Source organism: Fibrivirga algicola, from assembly GCF_011742925.1.
Lineage (GTDB): Bacteria > Bacteroidota > Bacteroidia > Cytophagales > Spirosomataceae > Fibrella > Fibrella algicola.
Genome location: NZ_WAEL01000002.1, coordinates 758,545 through 782,293 on the forward strand (window position 1 = coordinate 758,545; position 23,749 = coordinate 782,293).

Consider the following 23,749-nt stretch of genomic DNA (forward strand, 5'->3'; position numbering starts at 1 on the left):
ATTGTCTATGAATCCCTTCATTTTAGCCTTGATGGTGCGTGGTCAGACTGTGCAGATTCACCAGCATGCGGCTTACCAGATTGCGGTTTCACTTGGTGCACCGTTTACATCCGTCATCGATGGCACCGTCCACAACAGCATTACAGGATTCATCATCAAGCCACAGGTAGCCCATCTGTGTACCGTGTTTGAGCAAACGCCGTTGATCCTTATCAATGTAGAGCCCTACTCGCGGGCTAGTTTGCAATTGATGTCATTGTTCGAGCCAGACCAAGACATCATTGTACTGCCGACACCGGCTGATGTGCACCGCTATTTTGCGCCGTTTCTACACCCTAACTCATTAGAGTGGCCCCTCGACATTGCTCATTTCCTGACGACCACTCGGCCAAACGATCAGATAGACCAGCGTGTACAGACCATTATTCGTCAGATCGAAACCCATTCCGGTACTAATACCCTAACGCCCAAAGTGCTGGCCGACCAGGTGTTTTTATCCCCGTCGCGCATGGCCGCGCTGTTTAAAAAGGAAACCGGCAGCAGCGTTTCCAAATACCTGCTTTGGACGCGCCTTCGCCAGGCTATTGTCCGTACACTCACCGACCGCACCCGGCATCTGACTGAGATTGCCTACGAAACCGGTTTTTATGACCAGGCCCAACTCAACAAATACATGTACGAAATGCTGGGGGTTTCGCCACGAGCCCTAAAGCAAAACAGTGATCTGATACAAGTTTTGTGATCGGCCGCCGCCGACTTTTGCTACCGCCATAGCGCTAAAACATTTTAACAGACAATACAATGAAAGCGGTAGTCTATCAACACTTTGGCGGCACAGAGGTGCTGCAGATCATCGAAAAACCCATGCCCACACCCGGTGCGCATGATGTACTGGTAAAGGTCAAAGCCGTTTCAATCAACCCACTGGACTGGAAAATCCGTCGGGGCGACATGAAGCTGATGTCAGGTACCAAATTTCCTAAAGGGGCAGGGATCGATTTTGCCGGTGTGATCACGGCCGTAGGCGAATCAGTGACGGATTTTTCGGTAGGCGACAACGTGTTCGGGGCGGTCGACGGCATGAAAGGCGGCGCGTTGGCTGAATACATTGCAGTTGCCGCGAAAACCGTCTGGCACAAACCGTCGTCAATCAATTTTGCCCAAGCTGCGTCGATTACGGTAGTTGGTGCCGGTGCCTACAAGGCGTTGGTCGAGTTGGGCCATATCACAGCCGGTTCGGAAGTGCTTCTCAACGGTGCCGCTGGCGGTATGGGCATGGTGGCTATTCAACTGGCGAAACAGGCAGGGGCCGTGGTTACAGCCGTGGCTGGTCCCAGTGGCCTACCGTATGTACAGAAATGGGGTGCCGACCAGGTAATCGATTACACGAAACAGGATGTTCGGAACTTGCCCAGTCAGTTCGATATTATTTTCGATCTGTCGGCTAAACTGCCTTTCAGTGAGGCTAAACCCCTGATGAAAGAGCACGCCGTGTTTATTAATCCAGTACCCCAACCAGTCGATATTATTACCACGACGTTTACGAATCTGGTGACAGGCAAGAAAGACAAAATGCTGCTGTCGACACCCAACGCAACGAGCGCGAATTACCTGCTTGCCGCCATCGATAAAGGCCTTCAGATTGATGTGACAAAGACCTTTTCGCTAACTGATGTCGTGGCGGCTTACCAATACGCCGAAAAAGGCAACGTCATTGGCAAGACCGTAATTGAGTTGGATTAAGGATTAAGCATAAAAAAAGCTCTGTTGAAGTACCGATTGGTGCCTCGACAGAGCTTTTTTTATGCTTAATCCTTAATTCCTAGTACCGATACAGTTCCGATTTGAACGGACCTGATACTTGTACGCCGATGTAGTCAGCCTGATCCTGGGCCAGGGGCTCCAAGCGAGCCCCTACGTGGGCGAGGTGCATGGCGGCTACTTTCTCGTCGAGTTTCTTAGGTAGCACGTATACTTTGTTTTCGTACTTGTCGGGGTTCTCCCACAGTTCGAGTTGCGCCAGCGTCTGGTTGGCAAACGAACACGACATCACGAACGATGGGTGACCCATGGCGCAGCCCAGGTTCACCAGACGACCTTCGGCCAGGACGATGATCTCTTTGCCGTCGATCTCGTACATGTCAACCTGTGGCTTGATCTGGCTCTTGGTGTGGCCGTAGTTTTCGTTCAACCACGCCATGTCGATCTCGTTGTCGAAGTGGCCGATGTTGCAAACGACCGACTTGTCGCGCATAGCTCTGAAGTGACGATCCTTGATGATGCCGATGTTGCCCGTAGCGGTCACGAAGATGTTGGCGCGGGTTACGGCCTCATCCATCGGAATCACTTCATAACCGTCCATGGCCGCCTGCAGGGCGCAGATTGGGTCGATTTCAGTGACCAGTACACGGCAGCCTGCGCCACGCAGCGACTCAGCCGAGCCTTTACCTACGTCACCGTACCCAGCTACAACGGCTACTTTACCGGCCAGCATCAGGTCAGTGGCGCGACGGATGGCGTCGACCAGCGACTCGCGGCAGCCGTACTTGTTATCGAACTTCGACTTCGTTACCGAGTCGTTTACGTTGATAGCAGGCAGGTGGAGCGTGCCGTTCTTCATGCGCTCATAGAGGCGGTGAACACCGGTAGTAGTTTCTTCAGACAGGCCTTTGATACCCGCGATCAGTTCAGGATACACGTCGAACACCATGTTCGTCAGATCACCGCCGTCGTCGAGAATCATGTTGAGGGGCTGACGATCTTCGCCGAAGAACAGCGTTTGCTCGATGCACCAGTTGAATTCTTCTTCGTTCATGCCTTTCCAGGCGTACACGGGAATACCGGCAGCGGCGATGGCTGCAGCGGCGTGATCCTGCGTTGAGAAGATGTTGCACGATGACCAGGTCACGTCGGCACCAAGGGCAACGAGTGTCTCGATCAGTACGGCAGTCTGGATCGTCATGTGCAGGCAACCGGCAATGCGGGCACCTTTCAGGGGCTGGCTTGGACCAAACTCTTCACGCAGGCCCATCAGGCCCGGCATTTCGGCTTCGGCCAGGCGAATTTCTTTCCGGCCCCACTCAGCGAGGGCGATGTCCTTAACCTTGTAGGGGACGTAAGTTGACGTTTGCATATCGATTGAACGACGTCGTTTAGTTGATTTCGATGTTCTGGTTTCCGTAAATAGACAGCAGGCGTACCCTGTTTAGTTCGGCTTGCTTTCTTAGGAAAGTACAAAAATACGAATACTATGCTAAGTAAGGCTCAATAACAACGAATTAAGCGTAACCAGTGCCGTTTACAACCGCATCAGGGCCACGTAGGTTTCCAGACCGTCCCAGAGGTTTTGCAGACGCAGATTTTCGTTTTCAGCGTGTTGGTTGTTATCATGGTTGGCGATCGGTACGGTGATCGTGGGCGTCTTCAGGATTTGGTCGAACAGATAGAGCGGCAGGCTGCCGCCGAGGCTAGGCTGTAATACGATGTCGCCCTTTACTGTTGATTGCACCGCTTTCACCACCGTTTGAGCGATAGGCAGGTCCATCCGGGTACGTTGCGCATTGTAGCCCGATTTGGCCACAATTCGAGCAATGCGCGGGTATTTGGCCCGTTCGTCGTCGGTAATGCTCTCCTGCTGGGTTACGTAGTAGCCCTCCGCCACCACGTGATCGATCACTTTTTGTACCTGCCGCTGGGCATCATTCCCCAATACCAACCGGAGGTCGAGCGCCGCCGTAGCTGAGGTCGGAATGACGTTGGCCGCCAGTTTACCCACATTTGCGCTGGCAAATCCGTTGATGTTTAATGACGGGCGCATCAGTAGATCGGCCAGTGGTTTACCGCCACCTTCAGCTACGGTAAAGCCCAACTCCTTTTTTAACTGCTCATCGACCGGTGGAATTTTGGCCAGCGCCTGTTTCTCCAGATCAGTCAGCGGCGTTACGTCGTCGTAAAAGCCTTTGATCAGCACGTTCCCGTCCTCGTCTTTCATGGAGGTCAGCAGACGCGCCAGCATCATGGCGGGGTTGGGCGCCCAGTTACCGTAGTGACCGCTATGCAACGGACGTTTCGAAGCGAACACTTTCAACTCCAGGTTGATATCGCCCCGAACACCGAACAGCACCTGCTTGCGGCCAGTCTGGTGTACCGGGCCGTCGCAGATGATCCAGAGGTCGCTTTTCAGCTTGTCTTTGTGGCGTTCCAGAATTTCGTTCAGGTGCGTAGAACCGGCTTCTTCCTCACCCTCAAAAAAGAATTTGAGGTTCACAGACGGTTTCACATTCATCTGCACCAGGGCTTCGTAGGCCGCCAGGATAGCAAATACGCCCGCTTTATCATCAGATGTACTCCGGCCGTAGATGCGCCAGTTTGGGTTGATTGCCTCGCCCGTTTTCGGCAGGGTAATGGGCTGTCCCCCCGCGTCGAGTGAGGCGCTGTATAGTGTTGGCTCAAAAGGCTTCAGACCGTCGGCCCATTGGTTAGGGTTTACGGGCTGCCCGTCGTAGTGTGCGTAAAAGACAACGGTTTTGGTAGCACCCGGCACCATAACCTCACCATAAATAGCTGGTGGAACGCCTTTTGTTTTCCCCCCAAGCCGCTGTGGTTCGATGCCCCGACGTTTCAGCATTCCCGCTAGGTAATCGGCTGTTTTCTGGATGCCTGCCGTATCATACACGACGTTGGGCAGGGCCAGCAAACCCATGAATTCGTCGAGCAGTTGCCTTTCATGCTGCTGGCGGTAGGTACGTGTTTTCAGCGTCAGTTCGCTCTGGGCCTGTACAGTACCAGCCAGCAGGCAGCTCAGCAAAAGGCAGTAGAATCGGTTCATACAGATCAGTTGATGGGGGTATGGCCGAAACTACGCATTTACGTCAGGCAGTTCGGCAATGGGCCCAAAAAAATGTCGATTCTGGTAGTCTATTGCATTCAGCGACTAAGGAATAAGAACATTCGCAGGTGGTGAAACGAATTTCAACGATTTGTATTTTTCCTAGAAAGCACCCTTTACGGGGCGTATCCAACTATCTCGAATTGTACTGCTTTCGGGCAGCTTCTATACGTATGAACAGGAATTTATTGCCGTTGACCATGGGCGGTTTTGGCATCGGGATGACCGAATTTGTGATGATGGGAATTTTACCCGACCTGGCCCGAACGTTACACATCTCTATTCCGGTAGCTGGTCACCTGATTTCGGCCTATGCACTGGGCGTTGTGCTGGGTGCACCGCTGCTGGTGGCTATGGCGGGCAACTATCCACCCAAGAAAATCCTGCTGGGGCTGATGGCCCTGTTCACGGTGTTCAACATCCTCTCGGCCTTCGCCCCTACCTACGAGGTCATGCTGGTAACCCGCCTGTTGTCGGGCCTGCCGCATGGTGCTTTTTTTGGCGTTGGGGCTGTGGTGGCGAGCCGACTAGCCGGACCAGGCAAAGAGGCGCGGGCAATTTCGATGATGTTTGCCGGGCTCACCGTTGCCAACATCATTGGTGTGCCGCTGGGTACGTATATCGGCCACGAAATTAGCTGGCGCATTACGTTTATACTGATTGGCGTAGTAGGGCTGATTACGCTTCTGGGCATCTATAAACTATTGCCCGACATGCCGGTTGTGGGCGAGTCGAACCTGCGCAAAGACCTGAAACTGTTTACCTATGCCGAGCCCTGGCTTATTCTGGGTGTTACGGCCATCGGTACGGGCGGCCTGTTTGCGTGGTTCAGCTACATTGCCCCCTTGTTGACCGAAGAAGCTCATTTCGAAGCAAGCCAGATTACCTGGATTCTGGTGCTGGCGGGTGTGGGTATGGCCGTGGGTAACCTCCTTTCCGGACTTGTTGCCGACCGGGTCTCACCTATCAAAGCCACGATGCTGTTTCTCGGCCTGATGGTGGTCAGCCTTATTGTAGTGTACTACGTGTCGCCGTTCAAAATACCGTTGCTGGCCATGACGTTCATCACAGGGGCTATCTCGTTCTCGCTGGGCGCTCCCATCCAGATTCTTATGATCCGCGCGGCCAACGGCTCCGAAATGCTGGCCTCGTCGGTTACACAGGCGGGATTCAATATTGGCAATGCCCTGGGCGCTTTTTTTGGAGGATTACCCATTGCCGCTGGCCTTGGCTACGCATCGCCCCAGTGGGTTGGTGCCGTTATGGCATTTGTGGGGTTACTGCTGGCGGGCGTGGTATACATGCGTCAGCAGGGCGCTGAGGCTGATGTGGTGGATTTGAATGTACCGGTTGAAGCCATTGGCTAAACCCTATAGCCCGAGCCTTCGCGTGGCTGGTCGTGGTACGGTAAGCAGGTTGGTCAGGTACGTTTGTCAAGACTGGTGAGCATCCCTATAGTGGCAGGTCCGTTTATCCGGATTGTCTGTTGATTGTCAACCCGAAATAGCTAGTTTCGGCCTTTCACCACCTAGACCAATCTTACCGACATGCTCTTTACGCCCATTCTATTATTCCTGATCGCGTTCATTGCTTTTCTGTCTATCGTTATTGTGCAGCAGGGAACCGTAGCCGTCGTCACTGTTTTCGGGAAATACAACCGGGTCCTGACACCGGGTCTGAATTTCAAGATTCCGTTTATTGAAATGATCTACCGCCGGATCTCGATCCAGAACCGGTCGGTCGAGCTGGCGTTCCAGGCCATTACTGCCGATCAGGCCAACGTCAATTTCAAGGCGATGCTGGTGTATTCGGTGTTGAATCAGGACGAAGAAACGATCAAGAATGTAGCGTTCAAGTTCATCGACGAAGCCTCATTCATGCAAGCGCTCATCCGCACCATCGAAGGCTCGATCCGTAGCTTTGTGGCCACCAAACGGCAATCTGAAATTCTGGGGTTACGGTCCGAGATCATCGAACACGTTAAATACCAGATCGATACGCTGCTCGAAAGCTGGGGGTATCACCTCACCGACCTACAACTGAACGACATCGCTTTTGATGAGGTGATCATGCGGTCGATGGCGCAGGTAGTGGCCTCGTCGAACCTGAAAGCAGCGGCTGAGAACGAAGGGCAGGCTTTACTGATTACCAAAACTAAAGCGGCCGAAGCAGAAGGTAACGCCATCAAGATCTCGGCCGAGGCGGAGAAAACGGCGGCGCAACTTCGTGGTCAGGGTGTAGCCCTGTTTCGGGAAGAGGTAGCCAAGGGTATGGCCGAATCGGCCAAGGTGATGAGTGAAGCAGACCTCGACGCCTCGCTGATCCTGTTCTCGATCTGGACAGAAGCCGTGAAGCATTTCGCCGAAAACAGCAAAGGCAACGTCATCTTCCTCGACGGCTCAACCGACGGTATGGAGAAAACCATGAAGCAATTGCTGGCTATCGAAAAGCTGAATAGCCCCTCAACGTTACCTGGCTAAGGCAGTTCTTTTGCCCATAAAAGCTCCCCAGTAAGCCGTATGGTTTGCTGGGGAGCTTTTATGCTTTATGTGGGTCAGGTTTAGTACAACGACGAATTTCCTTGCCAATCTATTATTTAGACAATTTCAAAATAAACACACCATTTGTTTGGACTCAGTCTAAACAGACTCTAGCTTTGCACCATCAATCAGTCAATAACTGCCTGCTGGTTAGTAGCAATGCATCAACGTTATCTCATTTTCCTTCTTTTTTGTAGCACCTCAGTCTTCGCCCAAACGGGGCAGATTTCGGGCAAAACGGTTCCTTACGCCACCATCTCGCTCCTTAAAACTCGGCTGGGCACACAGGCCAGCGAATCGGGTGAATTCAAGCTCACCAACGTACCCGGCGGTTCCTACCGGCTCCGCATCAGCGCCGTTGGCTATACCGAATCGATTCAGCCCGTTACCCTACAGCCGGGGGATTCGGCAACGATCAACGTTGATCTGTCCACCAGCGCAGCCTATCTGGAGGAGGTGGTTGTTACAGCCAGCCGGAAGCCCGAAAACGTGAAGGAAGTCCCCTCGGCCATGACCATTGTGGGGCTGCGGCAAATTCAGGAACAGGCGGCCATCAACCCCGACATCAGCAACATTCTGCAATACACGGTGCCGGGCCTTGCGCTCAGTACGGGCCGTACCTCCAACACGGGCCAAACCTTACGTGGTCGGCAAGTACTCGTCCTGATCGACGGGGTGCCGCAATCGACGCCCTTACGCAACGGTGGCCGCGACATTCGAATCATCGACCCCTCGGCTATCGAGCGGATCGAAGTTATCAAAGGCGCTACGTCGATCTACGGAAACGGGGCCGACGGAGGTATTATCAACTACATCACCAAGCGTGCTACAGCCAACCGGCCCTTTCAGGCGCAAACCTGGGCGGGGCTAACCAGCCAGATTGGCAATTCGGCACAAACGGCGGGGTATCGACTCAGTCAGCAGTTTTCGGGACGTACCCATCGCATCGACTACGTGCTGAACGGCACCTTTGAACGGACAGGCCTGCAACGCGATGCGACCGGTCAGCCCTTATCGCCGTTCTACAATTCGGGCGAGATGTTCTCTACAAACGTGCTGGCAAAAGTAGGCTACACGTTTTCAGACAAGCAGCGGGTAGAGGCCATGTATAATTATTACGCCTCACGTTCTGACCTGCAGTATGTTGAAAAACTGGGCGTTTACGGCAAAACACCGACCATCGGCGTTCCCTCGGCCGGCGAGATTCCCGGCACGCCCCAGGGAACACCCTACAACCACAACGCAACCCTGCGCTACACCCACGATCGGCTCGTGGGCGGTACGAGCCTGGAATTGATCGGGTACCTGCAAAGGTTTCGGACAGTCTACGGCTACGAGGCGCAGTTCTTCGAAAATGGGGGTCAGTCAAACGTGGTGTCGGACAAGAAAGGGATTCGCCTGAACCTGAATACGCCCTTTACACTGGGATCAGCCCTGGCCGGCGAATGGATTTACGGAGTTGATCTGCTAAACGACCAGACGGCGCAAAAGCTACAGGATGGCCGCTTCTGGACCCCCGATATGAACATGACCAACGCGGCACCCTTTGCCCAGTTGAAGCTCGACATCTGGAATAACCTGACGCTGAAAGCCGGAGCACGCTATGAAAACATCGGCGTGGTCGTATCGGACTTCACGACGCTGAAAACCTACAACGCCACCACAACGCGGTACGACGGCGGCGTTGCCGTGCAGGGCGGTACGCTCAACTACAACGCCTTTGTCGGCAATGTGGGGCTGCGTTACTCAGGCTGGCAGGCATTTCAACCCTTCGTCAGCTTTTCGCAGGCCTTTTCGATCAATGAATTGGGTCGAATTCTCCGCACGTCGCAACGATCGATCGTGTCGCAGTTGGAAACCAAGCCGATCATCGTCGATAATTACGAAGCGGGGGTATCGGGGCAGGTTGGCCGGTATGTACATTATGACGTGGCCGTGTACGAAAGCCGTTCGGAATTGGGCGCGTCGTACCGCACACTGCCGAGTGGCGTATTCGAGATTGTACGGGCTCCCGAACGTATTCGTGGTTATGAAGTAGCCCTCGACGTAACGCCTGTCCGGTGGCTGGCAGTGGGCGGCTCCTACAATTATCTGGAAGGCAAATCAGACAACACCAATGACGGCTCCTACGCCACGTACTTGGGCAGCGACCGCATCATGGCCCCGAAAACAACGGCCTATGTTCGGGTACAGCCTAACAAGCAATTGAGTCTGAACGTAAACGCACTCTGGTCAGGCAATCGCAATCGCTTCAACCCGGCCGCCAACGGCACCTACGCCTACGCGCAGGGCCCGGTAACCAACTACACTCTGGTCAACTTCAGCGGCTCGTACCAGCTAACAGCCAAAGCAGGCATCAGTCTGGGCGTCGAAAACCTGCTCAATACAGATTATTACCCGGCTATTTCGCAATGGGCCGCCCGCGCCGCCGACTATATCAAAGGCACGGGCCGACGTGGCATGCTGACGCTTACCTATCGGTGGTAGGTACGTTACTGCGTTGCCTATAGCCCGAAGCCCAACGGTCAACTAACACAATTCTAACCCATTCCTCCGCTGATTTTCTCAACTCGTATGAAAACGCTGCTGCACAAAATTCATTTGCTTCTGGGGCTGGGTTCAGGAGCAATCGTAGTGATCGTTGCGCTTACCGGCTGCGTCTGGGCATTCGAAGAAGAGATCAGATATGTTACCCAGCATGAGCAGTTGTTCGTTACGCCCCAATCGACGCCACGCGTGCCAGTTAGTCAGGTGTTGCAGACCGTTCGCCGCGCCGACCCAACCATTCGGGTCAATCAGATCCGGCTGTTTGGCAACCCCGAAAAAGCAGTGCAGGTATTTACGAAAGACAAGCACCTGCTAACCGTAAACCCCTATTCGGGCCAATTGCTGGCCAACCACGATCAGGAAAGCGACTGGCTGCTGATCAACTTAAAGCTCCACCGCACGCTGCTTCTGGGTGAAGTAGGGAAGAAAATCATTTACTGGAACGCCTGGATTTTTGCGATCATGCTCCTGACGGGCTTTGTGCTCTGGCTCCCCGCCCGGCTGAAGCAACTGCGTGCCTCATTAACGGTGAAGTGGCAGGCCAAGCGGGCGAAACGTACCTACGACCTGCACTCGGTATTGGGCTTTTACGCTATTCCGTTTCTGCTGCTGATCGTAGCAACCGGCATCGATATGGCATCACACGGAGAGAAAAAGAAGGAGAAACCCACCGTCTATGGTGCTTTCGCCAGCGATTTCATTGCTGATCAGGCTCTGACGGCCGCGCTGGGGACCGACGCTTTTGAAACCGTGCGGATCAACCTGCCCAAAGACAGCCTGAACCCCTTGCGCGTTGTCATCGCGTACCCCACCTCGGGCCTGCGGAAAGAGAGCACGTTCACGTTCGACCCCGCCACAGCCCAACGCCTCGATGCGAAACTACACACGCAGCAATCGTTTAGCGAACGCTTCTGGAAATCAGACTACGAACTGCATACGGGCCGTATCCTGGGCCTGTTTGGGAAGGTGCTCGTCTTTCTGGTTGGCCTTGTAGCCGCCAGCCTGCCCGTCACCGGCTCCCTGATCTGGTGGGACCGGCGCCAGAAAGCGCGTAAAAAGCAAGTCTCACCTGCTGGCAAAAGCCGCCTTACCCGAGTCTAGGAACTTGCCGAACTTCTCGATATTCAGGTCGTAGTTGATCGGTGTCACCAGCAGTTTGCCCTCGCCATCGACGAGGCAGTAGTGCGGCTGGGCGTTGTTTCCGTAGCGCGTAATCTGCAAATCACCGTTCTGGGCACCAATCGTTTTCTTCGTCTTCTGATCGTAGTTCGACGTGTACCACTCGCCTTCCGGCAGTTCAGTTTTGTCGTCGACGTACAGGGCCACCACTACATAATCATTCTGCAACCGGGACAGTATGGCCGGATCGCTCCAGACGCGTTGCTCCATCTCACGGCAGTTTACACAACCGTGTCCGGTGAAGTCGATGAATACGGGTCTGTTTACCGTCTTGCTGTACGCCAGTGCCTCTTTATAATCGAAGAAGCCAGGAATACCGTGCGGCATTTTAAACAGCTCACCATGCCGAACCGTGCGTTGGTTGGCAGGTACGCCCTGACCAGGACCACCCGCCCGCTGGAGGTTAAAATCCTGGGTTGTTTCTGGAGGCAGATAACCCGCCAGCGCTTTCAGCGGAGCGCCCCATAGTCCCGGTACCATGTAAACGACAAACGTAAACGTGATGATTGCCAGCAGCATACGGAACACGCTAACTTTGGCATTTGCTACCGGAAGGCGCATCGTGCCCGTAGCAGCGTTATCAATCGAAATCATTTCGTCGCTATCGTGCGGCAATCGGATTTTGCCCAGCAGGTAGAAACCAATCAGGCTAAAGATGACAATCCAAAACGATAGATACACCTCGCGGTCGAGCAAATTCCAGTGGTACACCTGATCGGCGATGCTCAGGAATTTCAGGGCTAGCGCCAGTTCCAGGAAGCCAAGTACCACTTTTACCGAGTTCAGCCAGCCGCCTGATTTGGGAAGTTTCTGGAGCCACTGCGGAAACAGCGCAAAGAGCGTAAACGGAATAGCAAACGCCGATGAGAACGCCGCCATGCCGATAATCGGCTTAATCACCGCGCCCCCCGCCGAGGCTACCAGCAGGCTACCCACGATGGGGCCGGTGCACGAAAACGAAACCAGCACCAGTGTAAAGGCCATGAAGAAAATACCGGCCAGTCCGCCCCGTTCCGAGGCCGCGTCGGCTTTGTTCACGATCGAGCTGGGCAGCGTTATTTCGAACAGGCCTAGAAAAGACAGGCCAAAAATGAAGAACACGGCAAAGAACAGCAGGTTCGGAATCCAGTGTGTACTCAGGAAATTGGCGAAGGCCGGGCCGTTGATACGCGACACCAACGTACCAATCAGCACATAGATGGCGATAATCGACGCCCCATAAAGCAACGCCTTCCACCAGCCCCCTTTCTGATGCGTGAAAAAGCTCACTGTCATCGGGATAATCGGGAAAACGCAGGGCGTCAGCAAAGCCGCCAGCCCCGATAGAAAAGCAGCCAGTGCAAAACCCCATAGTGAAGTTGAATCGCCCTGCTCACCCGATGTTGCCAGCGGATCGACCTCACCAGCCACTGGCGCAACCGACGTAGCCGCCGCTGCTATAGTATCGGCAGTACTCACTTTGGCCGTAGCTGAGTCGGTCTCAGGTACGTTCGTAGCCGACACAACCGTAGTGCTGGCGGGGGCAGTAGCCGTAGCGGTAGTTAAACTTTCAGGGGCCGCAGCGGCAACGGTCAACATCGACGACACGTCGAACTCATCGCTCACCTGTACACAAACGGTCGAGCAGGTCTGTCCTTCCAGCGTGCCCTTGATGACCGGTTTATCAGTCAGCAGCTTTACTTTTTGGGTAAAAATGGCCGGGTTAGGCATAATGTACGTATCACCCTCCCAGACATCATCAAATTTGGTTTCGTATCCTACTGATACCAGTTCCCCCACCGGCTGAAACGTTTTGTTTTTCTCCAGAGCTACCGTAGTTGCCTGGGGTCCCATTTCCAGCTTAGGATTGGTTTTGGCCGCATACATATGCCAGCCTTCCTTCGACCGGGCCGTGATACGAATCTCAATCACATCGCCAACTTTCGCTTTTGTAGGGGAGACGCTGTAGGCAAAGGTGGTAGGCTTAGTGATGTTATTCTGGCCAAACTGGCCGAAAGTGGTCGTAACGGCGGTAAACAGGCAAAGCAACAGGCCCAATGGGGCAATAAACCGGCTCATATCGTGTAGGTACAACTAATAGGTTAGCGGGGTAACGCGTTTTAAACGAAAAATGGTCCCGTCTCAGCATGAGTCTGAAAAGCGGGATACAGAAGCGATCAGTACAGTTTACGTTTTATCAGAATGGTCAGAATGACGGGGTTTTATAGTCAGACATGAACGTATAATCCTGTAATCTTATTCATCCTGTCAAAAATAGGCCCAACCCGTTTCCGTACGAATAGAAAAACATTATTTGTGTAAAATCCTGACTATTTTTACTGAAATTTAGGCACCCAGCAGTTAAAATGTAACAGTCCGTGAAAGCGCTTTACGAAAAGGTAAATATCGACCAGGAACACTCGTTGCTCGTAAAACATATTCGTCTTACGGCTTTTGGCGCGCTCTGGCATTACCACCCCGAGTATGAACTCACCTACATACTGGAGAGTAATGGCAAGCGTTTTGTCGGGGACCACGTTACCAACTTCGACGTAGGTGATCTGGTATTGATCGGGCCCAATCTGCCTCATTTTTGGCGAAACGATGACGATCGATACGACGAACTACCCGCCGAAGCTATCGTAGTGCAGTTCCCGGCTGCACTCGACGAAAACCTGCTGGCAGTGCTGCCCGAGTCGGGTGCTATCCGGCAATTACTGCACCGGTCACGCTATGGCCTCTGCTTCAGCCCCACCACCGTGAACCGGCTGGCCCCTCGGCTCATTCAGTTACCCCATCTCCAGGGCATGGCGCAGGTACTTGAACTGCTCAGCATCCTGAATGAGCTGTCTGCCGACCGGGAAGCTATCCTGCTGGCTTCTGACAGCTACCAACTAACAGCCAGCGAAGCGGAAACGGAACGCATGAAACGCGTGCTGGAATTTGTGCTCAAGCATTTCCGGAAAGAAATACGGATTGAGCAGATTGCTTCTGTAGCGGGCATGGCTCCCGCTGCATTTTGCCGCTATTTCCGAAAACGTACTGGTAAATCGTTTGTTGAGTACCTGAATGAACTGCGTATCAGCCACGCACGAAAACTGTTGACCCAGGCCGACCTGAGCGTCAGTCAGGTTGGGTTCGAATGTGGTTTCAACAATATTTCGCATTTCCACCGGCAGTTTAAGCAGCAAACGGGCACTACCCCGATGCGCTATCAGGCTATTTATCGCGACAAACAATCGCCTTTACTGCCCAGTACAGCTGGTTTACTGTCGTAGCAATCAATCCTTTATCATATAGCTTGACTTTACCACTGGAAGTCAGTAATTTTGCGACCTGATTCATGAAAGACCAGCCAGTTTTTCTGTGCTGTTTTCTTTCCACCGTTTTAGAATTACATAACTTTCTGTATAACAAGCTAATGGCTCGCGATTTATTATTGACGAGAAACATCGGTATCGCTGCCCACATCGACGCAGGCAAAACGACAACTACCGAACGTATTCTCTATTACGCCGGGGTAAGTCACAAGATCGGTGAGGTTCACGATGGAGCTGCCACAATGGACTGGATGGAGCAGGAGCAGGAGCGTGGTATCACGATCACTTCGGCCGCCACTACCGTTGACTGGACCTACCGCGACCAGAAGTACCACATCAACATCATTGACACGCCTGGCCACGTTGACTTCACGGTTGAAGTAAACCGGTCACTGCGCGTACTGGATGGTCTGGTGTTCCTTTTCAGTGCCGTTGATGGTGTTGAGCCTCAGTCGGAAACGAACTGGCGTCTGGCCAACAACTACAACGTTGCCCGTCTTGGCTTCGTAAACAAAATGGACCGCTCTGGCGCCGACTTCCTGAACGTGTGCAAGCAGGTGAAGGAAATGCTGGGTAGCTACGCGGTGCCTCTTCAGTTGCCGATCGGCGAAGAAGACACATTCCGTGGTGTGGTTGACCTGGTTAACTTCCGGGGCATTGAGTGGAACGAAGATGACAAAGGAATGACCTTCCGTGAGGTGCCGATCCCAGCCGATATGCTGGACGAAGCAACCGAGTGGCGGGAAAAACTCCTGGAAGCTGTTGCCGAATTCGACGACTCGCTGATGGAGAAATACTTCGAAGATCCTACGTCGATCTCAGAAGACGAAATTCTGGCGGCGCTGCGTAAAGCCACCATCAGCATGAAGATCGTGCCGATGCTTTGCGGTTCATCCTTCAAAAACAAGGGTGTACAAACGATGCTCGACTATGTGATGGCTCTGCTGCCTTCACCAATGGACAAAGAGAGCATCACGGGTACTAACCCTGACACAGGTGTTGAAGTGTCACGCAAGCCATCGACGTCTGAGCCATTCTCGGCCCTGGCGTTCAAAATTGCGACTGACCCTTACGTTGGCCGTCTTTGCTTCATCCGTTCGTACTCGGGCGTGCTGGAGTCAGGTTCATACATCCTGAACAACCGGTCGGGCAACAAAGAGCGTATCTCACGTATCTTCCAGATGCACGCCAACAAGCAAAACCAGATCGACCGCCTCGAGGCGGGTGATATCGGTGCCGTAGTTGGTTTTAAGGACATCAAAACAGGTGATACCCTGTCAGACGAAAAGAATCCAATCGTTCTGGAGTCGATGGTGTTCCCTGATCCCGTTATTGGTTACGCCATTGAGCCTAAGAAGACAGCCGACCAGGACAACTTCTCGAAAGCCATTGGTAAACTGATCGAAGAAGACCCAACCCTTAAAGTTGAGTCAAACGAAGAGACTGGCCAGACCATTATCCGTGGTATGGGTGAACTTCACTTGGAAATCATCATCGACCGGATGCGTCGTGAGTTCAAGGTTGAGGTGAACCAGGGTGCTCCTCAGGTAGCCTATAAAGAGACGATCACCAAGAAAGTTGAACACCGCGAGGTATACAAGAAGCAAACGGGTGGTCGCGGTAAATTCGCTGACATCGTGTTTGAACTGATGCCACGTGACCCGGAAGAAGATGGTTCGATCAAGCCAGGTCTTCAGTTCGACAACGCCATTGTGGGTGGTGTTATTCCTCGTGAATTCATTCCTGCTATTCAGAAAGGTTTCGCTGAAGCCATGTCAACAGGTCCGTTGGCTGGTTACCCGCTCGACTCGATGAAAGTTCGGCTGTTCCACGGTTCATTCCACGACGTTGACTCAGACTCACTGTCGTTTGAATTAGCCGCTCGGATGGGCTTCCGTGAATCAGCTCGTCAGGCTGGTCCGAAACTCCTCGAACCAATCATGGCCGTTGAAGTATTGACGCCTGAGGAATACACTGGTCCGATCACGGGTGACCTGAACCGTCGCCGGGGTATCATGAAGGGCATGGACACACGCGCTGGTTCGCAGGTGATCAAAGCCGACGTGCCTCTGTCGGAACTGTTCGGTTACATTACCGAACTCCGTACGATGTCATCGGGTCGTGCAACTGCCAACCTTACCTTCTCTCACTACGAAATCGTGCCGAATAACATCGCCGATGGTGTAGTGAAGAAAGAGAAAGGCGGCCTAAGCTAGAAAAATAGGCTTGACGTTTGTCGTTCGAGGTTTGATGTTGCTCCGCCAGGTAGCAGCGTAACACTAACCTCGCATGACAAACGTCAAACTTTTTAAAACTTCCCCTCCCGGAGTAAATGGTTCTTTCGGCCGGGGTCTATTTAACTAAACGAACCGCTTTTTATGAATCAGAAGATTCGCATTAAACTGAAGTCGTTCGACCACATGTTGGTTGACAAATCGGCTGAAAAGATTGTAAAGGCCGTTAAATCGACGGGCGCCATGGTAAGTGGTCCAATTCCACTGCCTACCGACAAAGAGATTTATACAGTCCTGCGTTCACCCCACGTGAACAAAAAGGCGCGTGAGCAATTCCAGCTTTGCACCTACAAGCGGTTGGTCGACATTTACTCGACTAGCTCTAAAACGGTTGACGCCCTGATGAAACTCGAACTACCTAGCGGTGTCGATGTAGAAATCAAAGTTTAAGTTTCCAGATTACAAAAAAGGCCCCTGCTAAACAGCAGGGGCCTTTTTTGTGTCTGACATTCGAGGTTTAACGTTTCGCGGCTTGATTACCGTCCAGCGCGACATCAAACGTCCAACCAACCTTTTACGTGCTCGCTACCCGAATCAGGTCGTCGATGTTATTGATGATTGTACCATTTTCAGGCATTTGAATATCTTGCCCAACCATTTGATAACCGGTCAGCAACAAGTGCGATTCCGGAAACTGAGCGCCAAGTTTATTGACGTAGGCTTGTGCCTCACTGTTGGATGGTACCGACGTGATCGCTGAGAAGATATAATCCGGCTTATGGACATTATAGGCAAATACCAATTCGTTGAATGGCAGACTTTGGCCCAGGTACACCACTTTGTTGTAGCGTGCCCGAATGATATAATTAGCGAATAGCAGACTGATTTCGTGCATCTCCCCTTCCGGAAGGTACAACATATACTTCTTTCCATTCGGGCGCTGCTTGCTAACCTGCCCGTCGATAGCCACAATTAGCTTCTGACGAATTAAATTGGTGATGAAGTGTTCCTGTGCCGGACCGATCGATCCCGTCACCCACAGCGTGCCTATTCGACTCAGAAACGGGTAGATGATATGAATCATCGTGTTCTCGAAACCGAACTGCAGAATGTTGGTGCTGATAATCTTTTCAAATCGATCTTCATCGAGATCAATCATCGAGATTGTCAGTGCATGAATCTGATCAGGGTAATTGAGTTGCCGGTCTGATATCTTGATGACCTCCTGATACATCTCTTCAACCGAGAGTTTGGAGATTTCAGAGATCTTATAACCGTGGTCTTTCAGTAGCGATATATTCAGTACCAGTTTCAGATCCTGATCATCGTAGGTACGGATGTTCGTATCTGTCCGCTTGGGCTGAATGATATTATAGCGATGCTCCCAGATTCGCAACGTATGGGCTTTTATGCCGGAAAGTTGCTCTAAATCTTTAATCGAGTAGTTACTCATGGGATGATCAGATTACAAAGTTGGTGCTAATAATAGACGCTGGGAAAGCAAGCCAAATGAACCCATTTTAACCCTGCGCAATCAAACGCAACGTCTAAACTAAGCACCTATTTACCGCTTTGCAACTTTTCGGTGGAAAATGCAATAACACAATTGAAAATACTAGTAAATAACCCTCTATTCCACCCAATTGTTTAACCGTTCACCAACTTGTAGATGAGTTGATGACCGGCAAAAAACAGGACTTGCAGGCTGATAATCAGTAGGGCTATCCGATTTTCTTTTTTAAACGGCAAGCCGTACCAAATGCTTAGTAACACGGCAGCAACCAGCCACCAACCTAAGTAATTTTGGATGGGGACAGGATGCCCAAACCAGGTCCAGAAATCGAGGCGAATAGCCACTGGTTCAACCAGTACATCCAGCGCTACCATACCCGTTGCAGCCACAGCTGTTTTGAGATAAACTGGCCAGGAGAAGCGATCAAAAAACGAGCCGAAGCAGTACGTTAATAACAACCAGTTGGCCCCAATGATAGGTGGGATGCCAAAGAGGGTAGGTCCTAGTCCTTCGCCATACGCGTACGGGCCGCCAAACACGTACCCGGTCCGCACGCCCAACAGTTCTACCAGATAGCCTGTCAGCACTGCCAGACCAATATAAAACGTGAACCCGGGCCGCCAGTCGGTGTGATACCAGAACAGCGCTGCCAACGTACCCAGCAAATTCAATGGCGTGAGCTGCCTGAAAAGGGGAGCAACAGCCGGAATTTGCAAACCAATCAACCCGGCGATATACGCTAGGATCAAAATAATACGGATTGGTTTATCGTAACGGGGTGCACTACTATCGGCCATACAGATTGAATGCTGTTGGTAGCAAGTTACTAGCAAATAAGACTGACTGTTCAGGCTAAAAAAAAAGTCCTGACACGTATGTCAGGACTTCAAATGAGGGGTGCACGATGGGTCTCGAACCCACGACCTCCGGCACCACAAACCAGCGCTCTAACCAACTGAGCTACGCGCACCATGTAATTTGAGAATGCAAAAGTAAGAAGGAATTAAGAGTTAAGACACAAAAAGTGCGAGTTTTTTTTCTCTAAAATTAATTCTTATGTCTTAACTCTTAATTAACAATTACTTACGCTGCTTTAGCTTGCTGGTAGCGGGCATCAGCGGCACTCCAATCCACTACATTCCAGAAAGCAGCGATATAATCGGGCCGACGGTTCTGGTATTTCAGGTAGTAAGCATGTTCCCAAACATCAAGCCCAATGATGGGGGTACCTTTCTGTTCGGTGACGTCCATGAGTGGGTTATCCTGGTTTGGCGTCGATGTAACAGCCAGTTCGCCATCAGCCGTAACGATTAGCCAGGCCCATCCTGAACCAAAACGGGTTGTTGCTGCTTTCGTAAATTCTTCTTTGAAGGCATCGAACGAACCAAACTTCTGGTCAATCGCCGTAGCCAGGTCACCCGAAGGCTGACCACCACCATTGGCCGACAGAATATTCCAGAAGAACGTGTGGTTAAAATGGCCACCACCGTTGTTACGAACCGCTACCGGGTACTTGCTTACATTAGCCACCAGCTCATCGATCGACAGGTTCTCCATTTCAGTGCCTGTCACGGCGTTGTTCAGGTTAGTTACGTAGGCGTTATGGTGTTTGCCATGGTGGATTTCCATGGTCTGCTTGTCTATGTTTGGTTCAAGCGCGTCGCTCGAATAAGGCAGCGGATCTAGTACGAAAGCCATATCTGTGTTTAAGGTTTAATTCATCCGGTCTAACACCGCGCTTTTGCTTTATGTTCTTAGCCGTCCGAAAAAGTTCGCCATTAACGCCCGGCTCTCATCAGCTAGAACCCCCGTTTCTACCCGTGTTTTCGGGTGCAGCGGCGACGGTGTAAGGCGTGAATACCCCCGTTTAGGATCATCGGCCCCAATGACCAAGCGACTCAGTTGAGCCCAGAAAATAGCGCCTGCACACATTACGCAGGGTTCGAGCGTAACATACAGTGTGCAATTCGTCAGGTATTTGCCGCCCAGTGCCTGCGTGGCAGCCGTAATAGCGATCATCTCGGCGTGCGCCGTTACATCGTTGAGTTGCTCAGTCTGGTTACGCCCTTTTCCGATAATGCGGTTCTGACACACAACCAGTGCTCCTACGGGAATTTCGCCATCCTCGGCTGCTTCTTCAGCCAGCGCAAGGGCCATTTCCATAAAGTACTCGTCGGTGAACATAGAAACCGTCGTTAAATGATCATTACGCGTTGCTGTCGCCTGTTGCGAACTTAATCGATAACCATTAATGATAACAACGCGTAATGATCACCTAATGACGGTTCTATCAGACCTTTTCTTCCTTCAACTTGTCGCGGAGTTGGAACAACTCGTCGCGGAGGCGGGCCGCTTCCATAAAGTCGAGGTCTTTAGCGGCACGTTCCATGCGGGCCTGGGTTTCTTTCACCAATTGCTGAAGGTCATTTTTACCCATGTACTGCACAACCGGATCAGCAGCAATACGAATCTCATCGGGCTCGACATAGAACTGCTTTGGCTTCGAATCGGCCACTTTGGTTTGACCCATAATCGACTCGCGTGATTTAAGCACCGTTTTAGGTGTAATGCCGTTCGCGATGTTATACTCCAGTTGAATAGCGCGGCGGCGGTTAGTCTCATCAATCGCTTTTGCCATCGAACCCGTAATGCGGTCGGCGTACATCAGCACCCGTCCGTTCACGTTCCGGGCCGCCCGACCAATGGTTTGAATCAACGACCGGATATCGCGCAGGAAGCCCTCTTTATCCGCATCCATGATGGCCACCAGCGATACTTCGGGCAAGTCAAGACCTTCGCGGAGTAGGTTTACGCCGACCAGCACATCGAAATTACCAAGCCGCAAATCACGCAGGATTTCAACGCGGTCGAGGGTTTTTACTTCCGAGTGGATGTAGCGTGTTTTGATGCCCACCCGCTCCAAGTACTTACTCAATTCCTCGGCCATGCGCTTGGTCAGCGTGGTAATCAGCACTCGTTCATTCCGCTTAATGCGGGCATCGACTTCTTCCAGCAAGTCATCGATCTGGTTCAGGCTTGGACGTACCTCAATCTCGGGGTCGAGCAGACCCGTTGGGCGAATGAGCTGTTCCACCACCACACCTTCGCTCTTACGCAGTTCATAGTCAGATGGTGTAGCCGATACGTAGATGGTCTGTGGCGTCAGGTCTTCAAATTCCTGGAACGTCAGCGGGCGGTTATCCATCGCCGAGGGTAGCCGGAAACCATAGTCGACCAGTGCCACCTTACGCGACCGGTCTCCCCCCCACATAGCGCGGATCTGCGGAATGGTCACGTGGCTTTCGTCGACTACCATCAGGAAATCATCGGGGAAGTAATCGAGCAGACAGAACGGGCGCTGACCGGGCTGCCGGTTGTCGAAGTAACGCGAGTAGTTCTCAATACCGGAACAATAACCCAGTTCGCGCATCATCTCCAGGTCAAACTCGGTGCGCTCCTTGATACGTTCAGCTTCCTGCTCGCGGTATTCGCTTTCGAAAAATTTGATCTGTGATACCAGATCATCCTGAATTTGGTGAATGGCACCGTTCAACGTTTCGCGACCCGTAACGAAGAGCGTTGCCGGAAAGATCGTCACCGATCTCTCGTTCGACAGTTTCTTGCCTGAAGCCGGGTCGATCCGTTGAATGGATTCGATTTCGTCACCGAAGAAAATAAATCGATAGGCAAAGTCAGCGTACGACACGAACAGATCGACCGTATCACCTTTCACCCGGAAGTTACCCCGCTCAAAATCACCCTCTGTTCGGCTATAAAGAATACTGACGAGCTTGTGTAGCAATTGGTTGCGGCTCATCCGTTCACCAGCAGCAATACGAATGATGCTGTTTTTAAACTCTTCGGGGTTACCCATGCCGTAGATACACGACACCGACGCGATCACGATCACATCGCGCCGACCGCTCATCAGCGCCGACGTTGCCGCTAGCCGTAGCTTATCAATTTCTTCATTGATGGCCAGGTCCTTCTCGATATACGTACCGGTGGTGGCGATGTACGCCTCAGGCTGGTAATAGTCGTAGTAAGAGATGAAATACTCGACAGCGTTGTTCGGAAAGAATTGCTTGAACTCACCGTAGAGCTGCGCCGCCAGGGTTTTGTTATGGCTCAGAACAAGCGTAGGCCGGTTTGTTTCAGCAATCAGGTTGGCAATCGTAAAGGTCTTACCAGAGCCGGTAACACCCAGCAACACCTGCGCCGGTTCATTATTATTGATTCCTTTAACCAGTTCAGCAATGGCTTTAGGCTGGTCACCGGTGGGTTGAAATTCAGATGTTATTTCAAAGTTCATCAGCGTTGTTGCTACGAGTTGGCGTAATCCACCAATTTACGAATAAACCAGTCAACAGGCAAGGTCGTTTCGGAAAGAAGTTATTCGAGGTGAACGCGCTCAGGTACGTTGCCCCTTGCCTAACCGTTCATCAACTCTAACTAGATCAGGCAAGTTGTTTTAATACGGCCTTTAGCCTGATCGATATGTCTACAAAAAAAGGATTCAACAATTCGTTGCTGCCGTATGGCCCCGACCCCTGGGCAGCCTGCCATGACGGATTTTACTACTACACGCATTCGACACGCACCAATCTGACCATCTGGAGAACGCGCGACATCACCGATTTGGCCAATGCTGAGCAAAAAGTGGTCTGGAACGTACCTGACGACGGGCCCTTCTCAAAAAACATGTGGGCGCCCGAACTGCATTACTTAGCTGATGGAACAGGCCAAATGTGTTGGTATGCGTACCTCAGCGCAGGCGAAGATCGGGATGCGGGTGACCAGCGAATTTGGGTGCTGGAAAATGAAGACTGCGACCCATTGGGCGGGGAATGGCAGATAAAGGGCGAGTTGACCACATCTGCTAACAAATGGGGAATCGACGGCACTATCATTGACCTCAACGGACAGCTCTACCTGTCCTGGTCGGGTTGGGAGGCCGACGAAAATGGGCAGCAAAATATCTACCTCTGCCGCATGAGAAACCCCTGGACGTGCATCGGTGAACGGCTCCTGCTGTCTGAGCCAACCTTACCCTGGGAACGCCATAATCATGACCCAGCCCCCGATAGTCCGCACAATCACGTCTTCGTCAATGAAGCCCCTGCTTTTCTACGTCACAATGATCACTTATTCATTGCCTATTCTGCCAGCGGCTGCTGGACCGACGAGTACACGCTGGGCCTACTGACCGCCCGAGTCGACAGCGATTTGATGCAGCCTTCATCCTGGACGAAAGCCCAGGAACCGGTTTTCAAAACGTCTGTTCGGAACCGCGTATACGGACCAGGGCATGGCTGCTTTTTCCAGACCGAAAACGGTCAAACCTGGTTTCTGTACCATGCAAACCCCGGTCCTGGCAAAGGTTGTGAAAACGAACGTACTCCACGACTTCAACGTGTTCGCTGGCACCGCGACGGCTCACCTAATTTTGGTGTCCCATCAGCGGAGACACGAAAGATGGAGCGGCCAGTGTAGACTGGTGATTAGGTAATCGAGTGACTGACTACTCGATTACCTAATCGCTCAATTAC

Annotated in this window: 18 protein-coding genes and 1 tRNA gene; 10 read left to right on the forward strand and 9 right to left on the reverse strand. The window is 52.2% G+C overall.

Annotated features, from left to right (window positions below):
• The first annotated feature begins 7 nt into the window (after window positions 1–7).
• Together F7231_RS08315 and F7231_RS08320 are read left to right on the forward strand one after the other, a co-directional pair.
• Window positions 8–742, forward strand: a complete 735-nt coding sequence (locus F7231_RS08315) for a helix-turn-helix domain-containing protein (protein WP_208295552.1) — start codon at window positions 8–10, stop codon at window positions 740–742.
• Window positions 743–801: 59 nt separating this feature from the next.
• Window positions 802–1,743: an NAD(P)-dependent alcohol dehydrogenase gene (locus F7231_RS08320; RefSeq protein WP_166691553.1), complete on the forward strand. Its 942-nt coding sequence runs from the start codon at window positions 802–804 to the stop codon at window positions 1,741–1,743.
• A gap of 79 nt (window positions 1,744–1,822) precedes the next feature.
• On the opposite strand, the gene ahcY is transcribed toward F7231_RS08320, so the two are convergent.
• Together ahcY and F7231_RS08330 are read right to left on the reverse strand one after the other, a co-directional pair.
• Window positions 1,823–3,133, reverse strand: coding sequence for an adenosylhomocysteinase (ahcY, locus tag F7231_RS08325; protein WP_085411970.1), 1,311 nt, complete (start codon window positions 3,131–3,133; stop codon window positions 1,823–1,825).
• Between the two features lie 165 nt (window positions 3,134–3,298).
• Entirely contained in the window at window positions 3,299–4,828 is a 1,530-nt protein-coding gene (locus F7231_RS08330; RefSeq protein WP_166691554.1) for a M20/M25/M40 family metallo-hydrolase, read from the reverse strand.
• Between the two features lie 233 nt (window positions 4,829–5,061).
• Between F7231_RS08330 and F7231_RS08335 the strand changes: the two genes are divergently transcribed.
• From F7231_RS08335 to F7231_RS08350, 4 genes are all read left to right on the forward strand, one after another.
• Complete coding sequence (locus F7231_RS08335) at window positions 5,062–6,255, forward strand: MFS transporter (protein WP_166691555.1); 1,194 nt, start codon at window positions 5,062–5,064, stop codon at window positions 6,253–6,255.
• 180 nt (window positions 6,256–6,435) lie between these two features.
• Entirely contained in the window at window positions 6,436–7,368 is a 933-nt protein-coding gene (locus F7231_RS08340) for an SPFH domain-containing protein (protein ID WP_085411967.1), read from the forward strand.
• Between the two features lie 219 nt (window positions 7,369–7,587).
• Window positions 7,588–9,915: a TonB-dependent receptor gene (locus F7231_RS08345; protein WP_166691556.1), complete on the forward strand. Its 2,328-nt coding sequence runs from the start codon at window positions 7,588–7,590 to the stop codon at window positions 9,913–9,915.
• A gap of 87 nt (window positions 9,916–10,002) precedes the next feature.
• Window positions 10,003–11,076, forward strand: a complete 1,074-nt coding sequence (locus tag F7231_RS08350; protein ID WP_166691557.1) for a PepSY-associated TM helix domain-containing protein — start codon at window positions 10,003–10,005, stop codon at window positions 11,074–11,076.
• Here the strand turns inward: F7231_RS08350 and F7231_RS08355 are convergent.
• Window positions 11,041–13,212 carry a protein-disulfide reductase DsbD family protein gene (locus F7231_RS08355; RefSeq protein WP_166691558.1) on the reverse strand — a complete coding sequence of 724 codons (2,172 nt, stop codon included), beginning with the start codon at window positions 13,210–13,212 and terminating at the stop codon, window positions 11,041–11,043. The two genes, F7231_RS08350 and F7231_RS08355, sit on opposite strands and share 36 nt — an antisense overlap.
• Before the next feature lie 299 nt (window positions 13,213–13,511).
• On the opposite strand from F7231_RS08355, the gene F7231_RS08360 reads away from it, so the two are divergent.
• The 3 genes from F7231_RS08360 to rpsJ all read left to right on the forward strand — a co-directional run bounded on the left by F7231_RS08360 (window position 13,512) and on the right by rpsJ (window position 17,137).
• Window positions 13,512–14,411, forward strand: a complete 900-nt coding sequence (locus F7231_RS08360; RefSeq protein ID WP_085411963.1) for an AraC family transcriptional regulator — start codon at window positions 13,512–13,514, stop codon at window positions 14,409–14,411.
• Window positions 14,412–14,554: 143 nt separating this feature from the next.
• Window positions 14,555–16,669 carry an elongation factor G gene (gene fusA / locus F7231_RS08365; protein WP_085411962.1) on the forward strand — a complete coding sequence of 705 codons (2,115 nt, stop codon included), beginning with the start codon at window positions 14,555–14,557 and terminating at the stop codon, window positions 16,667–16,669.
• 162 nt (window positions 16,670–16,831) lie between these two features.
• On the forward strand, window positions 16,832–17,137 hold the full coding sequence (gene rpsJ, locus F7231_RS08370; RefSeq protein ID WP_085411961.1) for a 30S ribosomal protein S10: 306 nt from the start codon (window positions 16,832–16,834) through the stop codon (window positions 17,135–17,137).
• A gap of 124 nt (window positions 17,138–17,261) precedes the next feature.
• Here the strand turns inward: rpsJ and F7231_RS08375 are convergent, their stop codons facing one another.
• From F7231_RS08375 to uvrB, 6 genes are all read right to left on the reverse strand, one after another.
• Entirely contained in the window at window positions 17,262–18,140 is an 879-nt protein-coding gene (locus F7231_RS08375) for a MerR family transcriptional regulator (RefSeq protein WP_085411960.1), read from the reverse strand.
• A gap of 194 nt (window positions 18,141–18,334) precedes the next feature.
• Window positions 18,335–18,997, reverse strand: coding sequence for a carotenoid biosynthesis protein (locus tag F7231_RS08380; protein ID WP_085411959.1), 663 nt, complete (start codon window positions 18,995–18,997; stop codon window positions 18,335–18,337).
• A 99-nt stretch (window positions 18,998–19,096) separates the two neighbouring features.
• Window positions 19,097–19,170 (reverse strand) — tRNA-His (locus F7231_RS08385).
• A gap of 113 nt (window positions 19,171–19,283) precedes the next feature.
• Window positions 19,284–19,898, reverse strand: a complete 615-nt coding sequence (locus F7231_RS08390; RefSeq protein ID WP_085411958.1) for a superoxide dismutase — start codon at window positions 19,896–19,898, stop codon at window positions 19,284–19,286.
• A 48-nt stretch (window positions 19,899–19,946) separates the two neighbouring features.
• Window positions 19,947–20,384 (reverse strand): nucleoside deaminase, encoded by a 438-nt coding sequence (locus F7231_RS08395; RefSeq protein ID WP_166691559.1) that lies wholly within the window; start codon window positions 20,382–20,384, stop codon window positions 19,947–19,949.
• A gap of 106 nt (window positions 20,385–20,490) precedes the next feature.
• On the reverse strand, window positions 20,491–22,512 hold the full coding sequence (gene uvrB / locus F7231_RS08400) for an excinuclease ABC subunit UvrB (protein WP_085411956.1): 2,022 nt from the start codon (window positions 22,510–22,512) through the stop codon (window positions 20,491–20,493).
• A 185-nt stretch (window positions 22,513–22,697) separates the two neighbouring features.
• On the opposite strand from uvrB, the gene F7231_RS08405 reads away from it, so the two are divergent.
• Window positions 22,698–23,693, forward strand: a complete 996-nt coding sequence (locus F7231_RS08405; protein ID WP_166691560.1) for a glycoside hydrolase family 43 protein — start codon at window positions 22,698–22,700, stop codon at window positions 23,691–23,693.
• Window positions 23,694–23,749 lie beyond the last annotated feature (56 nt).

What these genes read in the sequence shown, in the direction of transcription:
- F7231_RS08395 (WP_166691559.1), bottom strand. Translation starts at nt 20,384, where the DNA reads ATGTTCACCGACGAGTACTTTATGGAAATGGCCCTTGCGCTGGCTGAA.
- rpsJ (WP_085411961.1), top strand. Translation starts at nt 16,832, where the DNA reads ATGAATCAGAAGATTCGCATTAAACTGAAGTCGTTCGACCACATGTTG.
- F7231_RS08345 (WP_166691556.1), top strand. Translation starts at nt 7,588, where the DNA reads ATGCATCAACGTTATCTCATTTTCCTTCTTTTTTGTAGCACCTCAGTC.
- F7231_RS08355 (WP_166691558.1), bottom strand. Translation starts at nt 13,212, where the DNA reads ATGAGCCGGTTTATTGCCCCATTGGGCCTGTTGCTTTGCCTGTTTACC.
- F7231_RS08405 (WP_166691560.1), top strand. Translation starts at nt 22,698, where the DNA reads ATGTCTACAAAAAAAGGATTCAACAATTCGTTGCTGCCGTATGGCCCC.
- F7231_RS08380 (WP_085411959.1), bottom strand. Translation starts at nt 18,997, where the DNA reads ATGGCCGATAGTAGTGCACCCCGTTACGATAAACCAATCCGTATTATT.
- F7231_RS08315 (WP_208295552.1), top strand. Translation starts at nt 8, where the DNA reads ATGAATCCCTTCATTTTAGCCTTGATGGTGCGTGGTCAGACTGTGCAG.
- ahcY (WP_085411970.1), bottom strand. Translation starts at nt 3,133, where the DNA reads ATGCAAACGTCAACTTACGTCCCCTACAAGGTTAAGGACATCGCCCTC.
- F7231_RS08330 (WP_166691554.1), bottom strand. Translation starts at nt 4,828, where the DNA reads ATGAACCGATTCTACTGCCTTTTGCTGAGCTGCCTGCTGGCTGGTACT.
- F7231_RS08350 (WP_166691557.1), top strand. Translation starts at nt 10,003, where the DNA reads ATGAAAACGCTGCTGCACAAAATTCATTTGCTTCTGGGGCTGGGTTCA.
- fusA (WP_085411962.1), top strand. Translation starts at nt 14,555, where the DNA reads ATGGCTCGCGATTTATTATTGACGAGAAACATCGGTATCGCTGCCCAC.
- F7231_RS08390 (WP_085411958.1), bottom strand. Translation starts at nt 19,898, where the DNA reads ATGGCTTTCGTACTAGATCCGCTGCCTTATTCGAGCGACGCGCTTGAA.
- F7231_RS08320 (WP_166691553.1), top strand. Translation starts at nt 802, where the DNA reads ATGAAAGCGGTAGTCTATCAACACTTTGGCGGCACAGAGGTGCTGCAG.
- F7231_RS08335 (WP_166691555.1), top strand. Translation starts at nt 5,062, where the DNA reads ATGAACAGGAATTTATTGCCGTTGACCATGGGCGGTTTTGGCATCGGG.
- uvrB (WP_085411956.1), bottom strand. Translation starts at nt 22,512, where the DNA reads ATGAACTTTGAAATAACATCTGAATTTCAACCCACCGGTGACCAGCCT.
- F7231_RS08340 (WP_085411967.1), top strand. Translation starts at nt 6,436, where the DNA reads ATGCTCTTTACGCCCATTCTATTATTCCTGATCGCGTTCATTGCTTTT.
- F7231_RS08375 (WP_085411960.1), bottom strand. Translation starts at nt 18,140, where the DNA reads ATGAGTAACTACTCGATTAAAGATTTAGAGCAACTTTCCGGCATAAAA.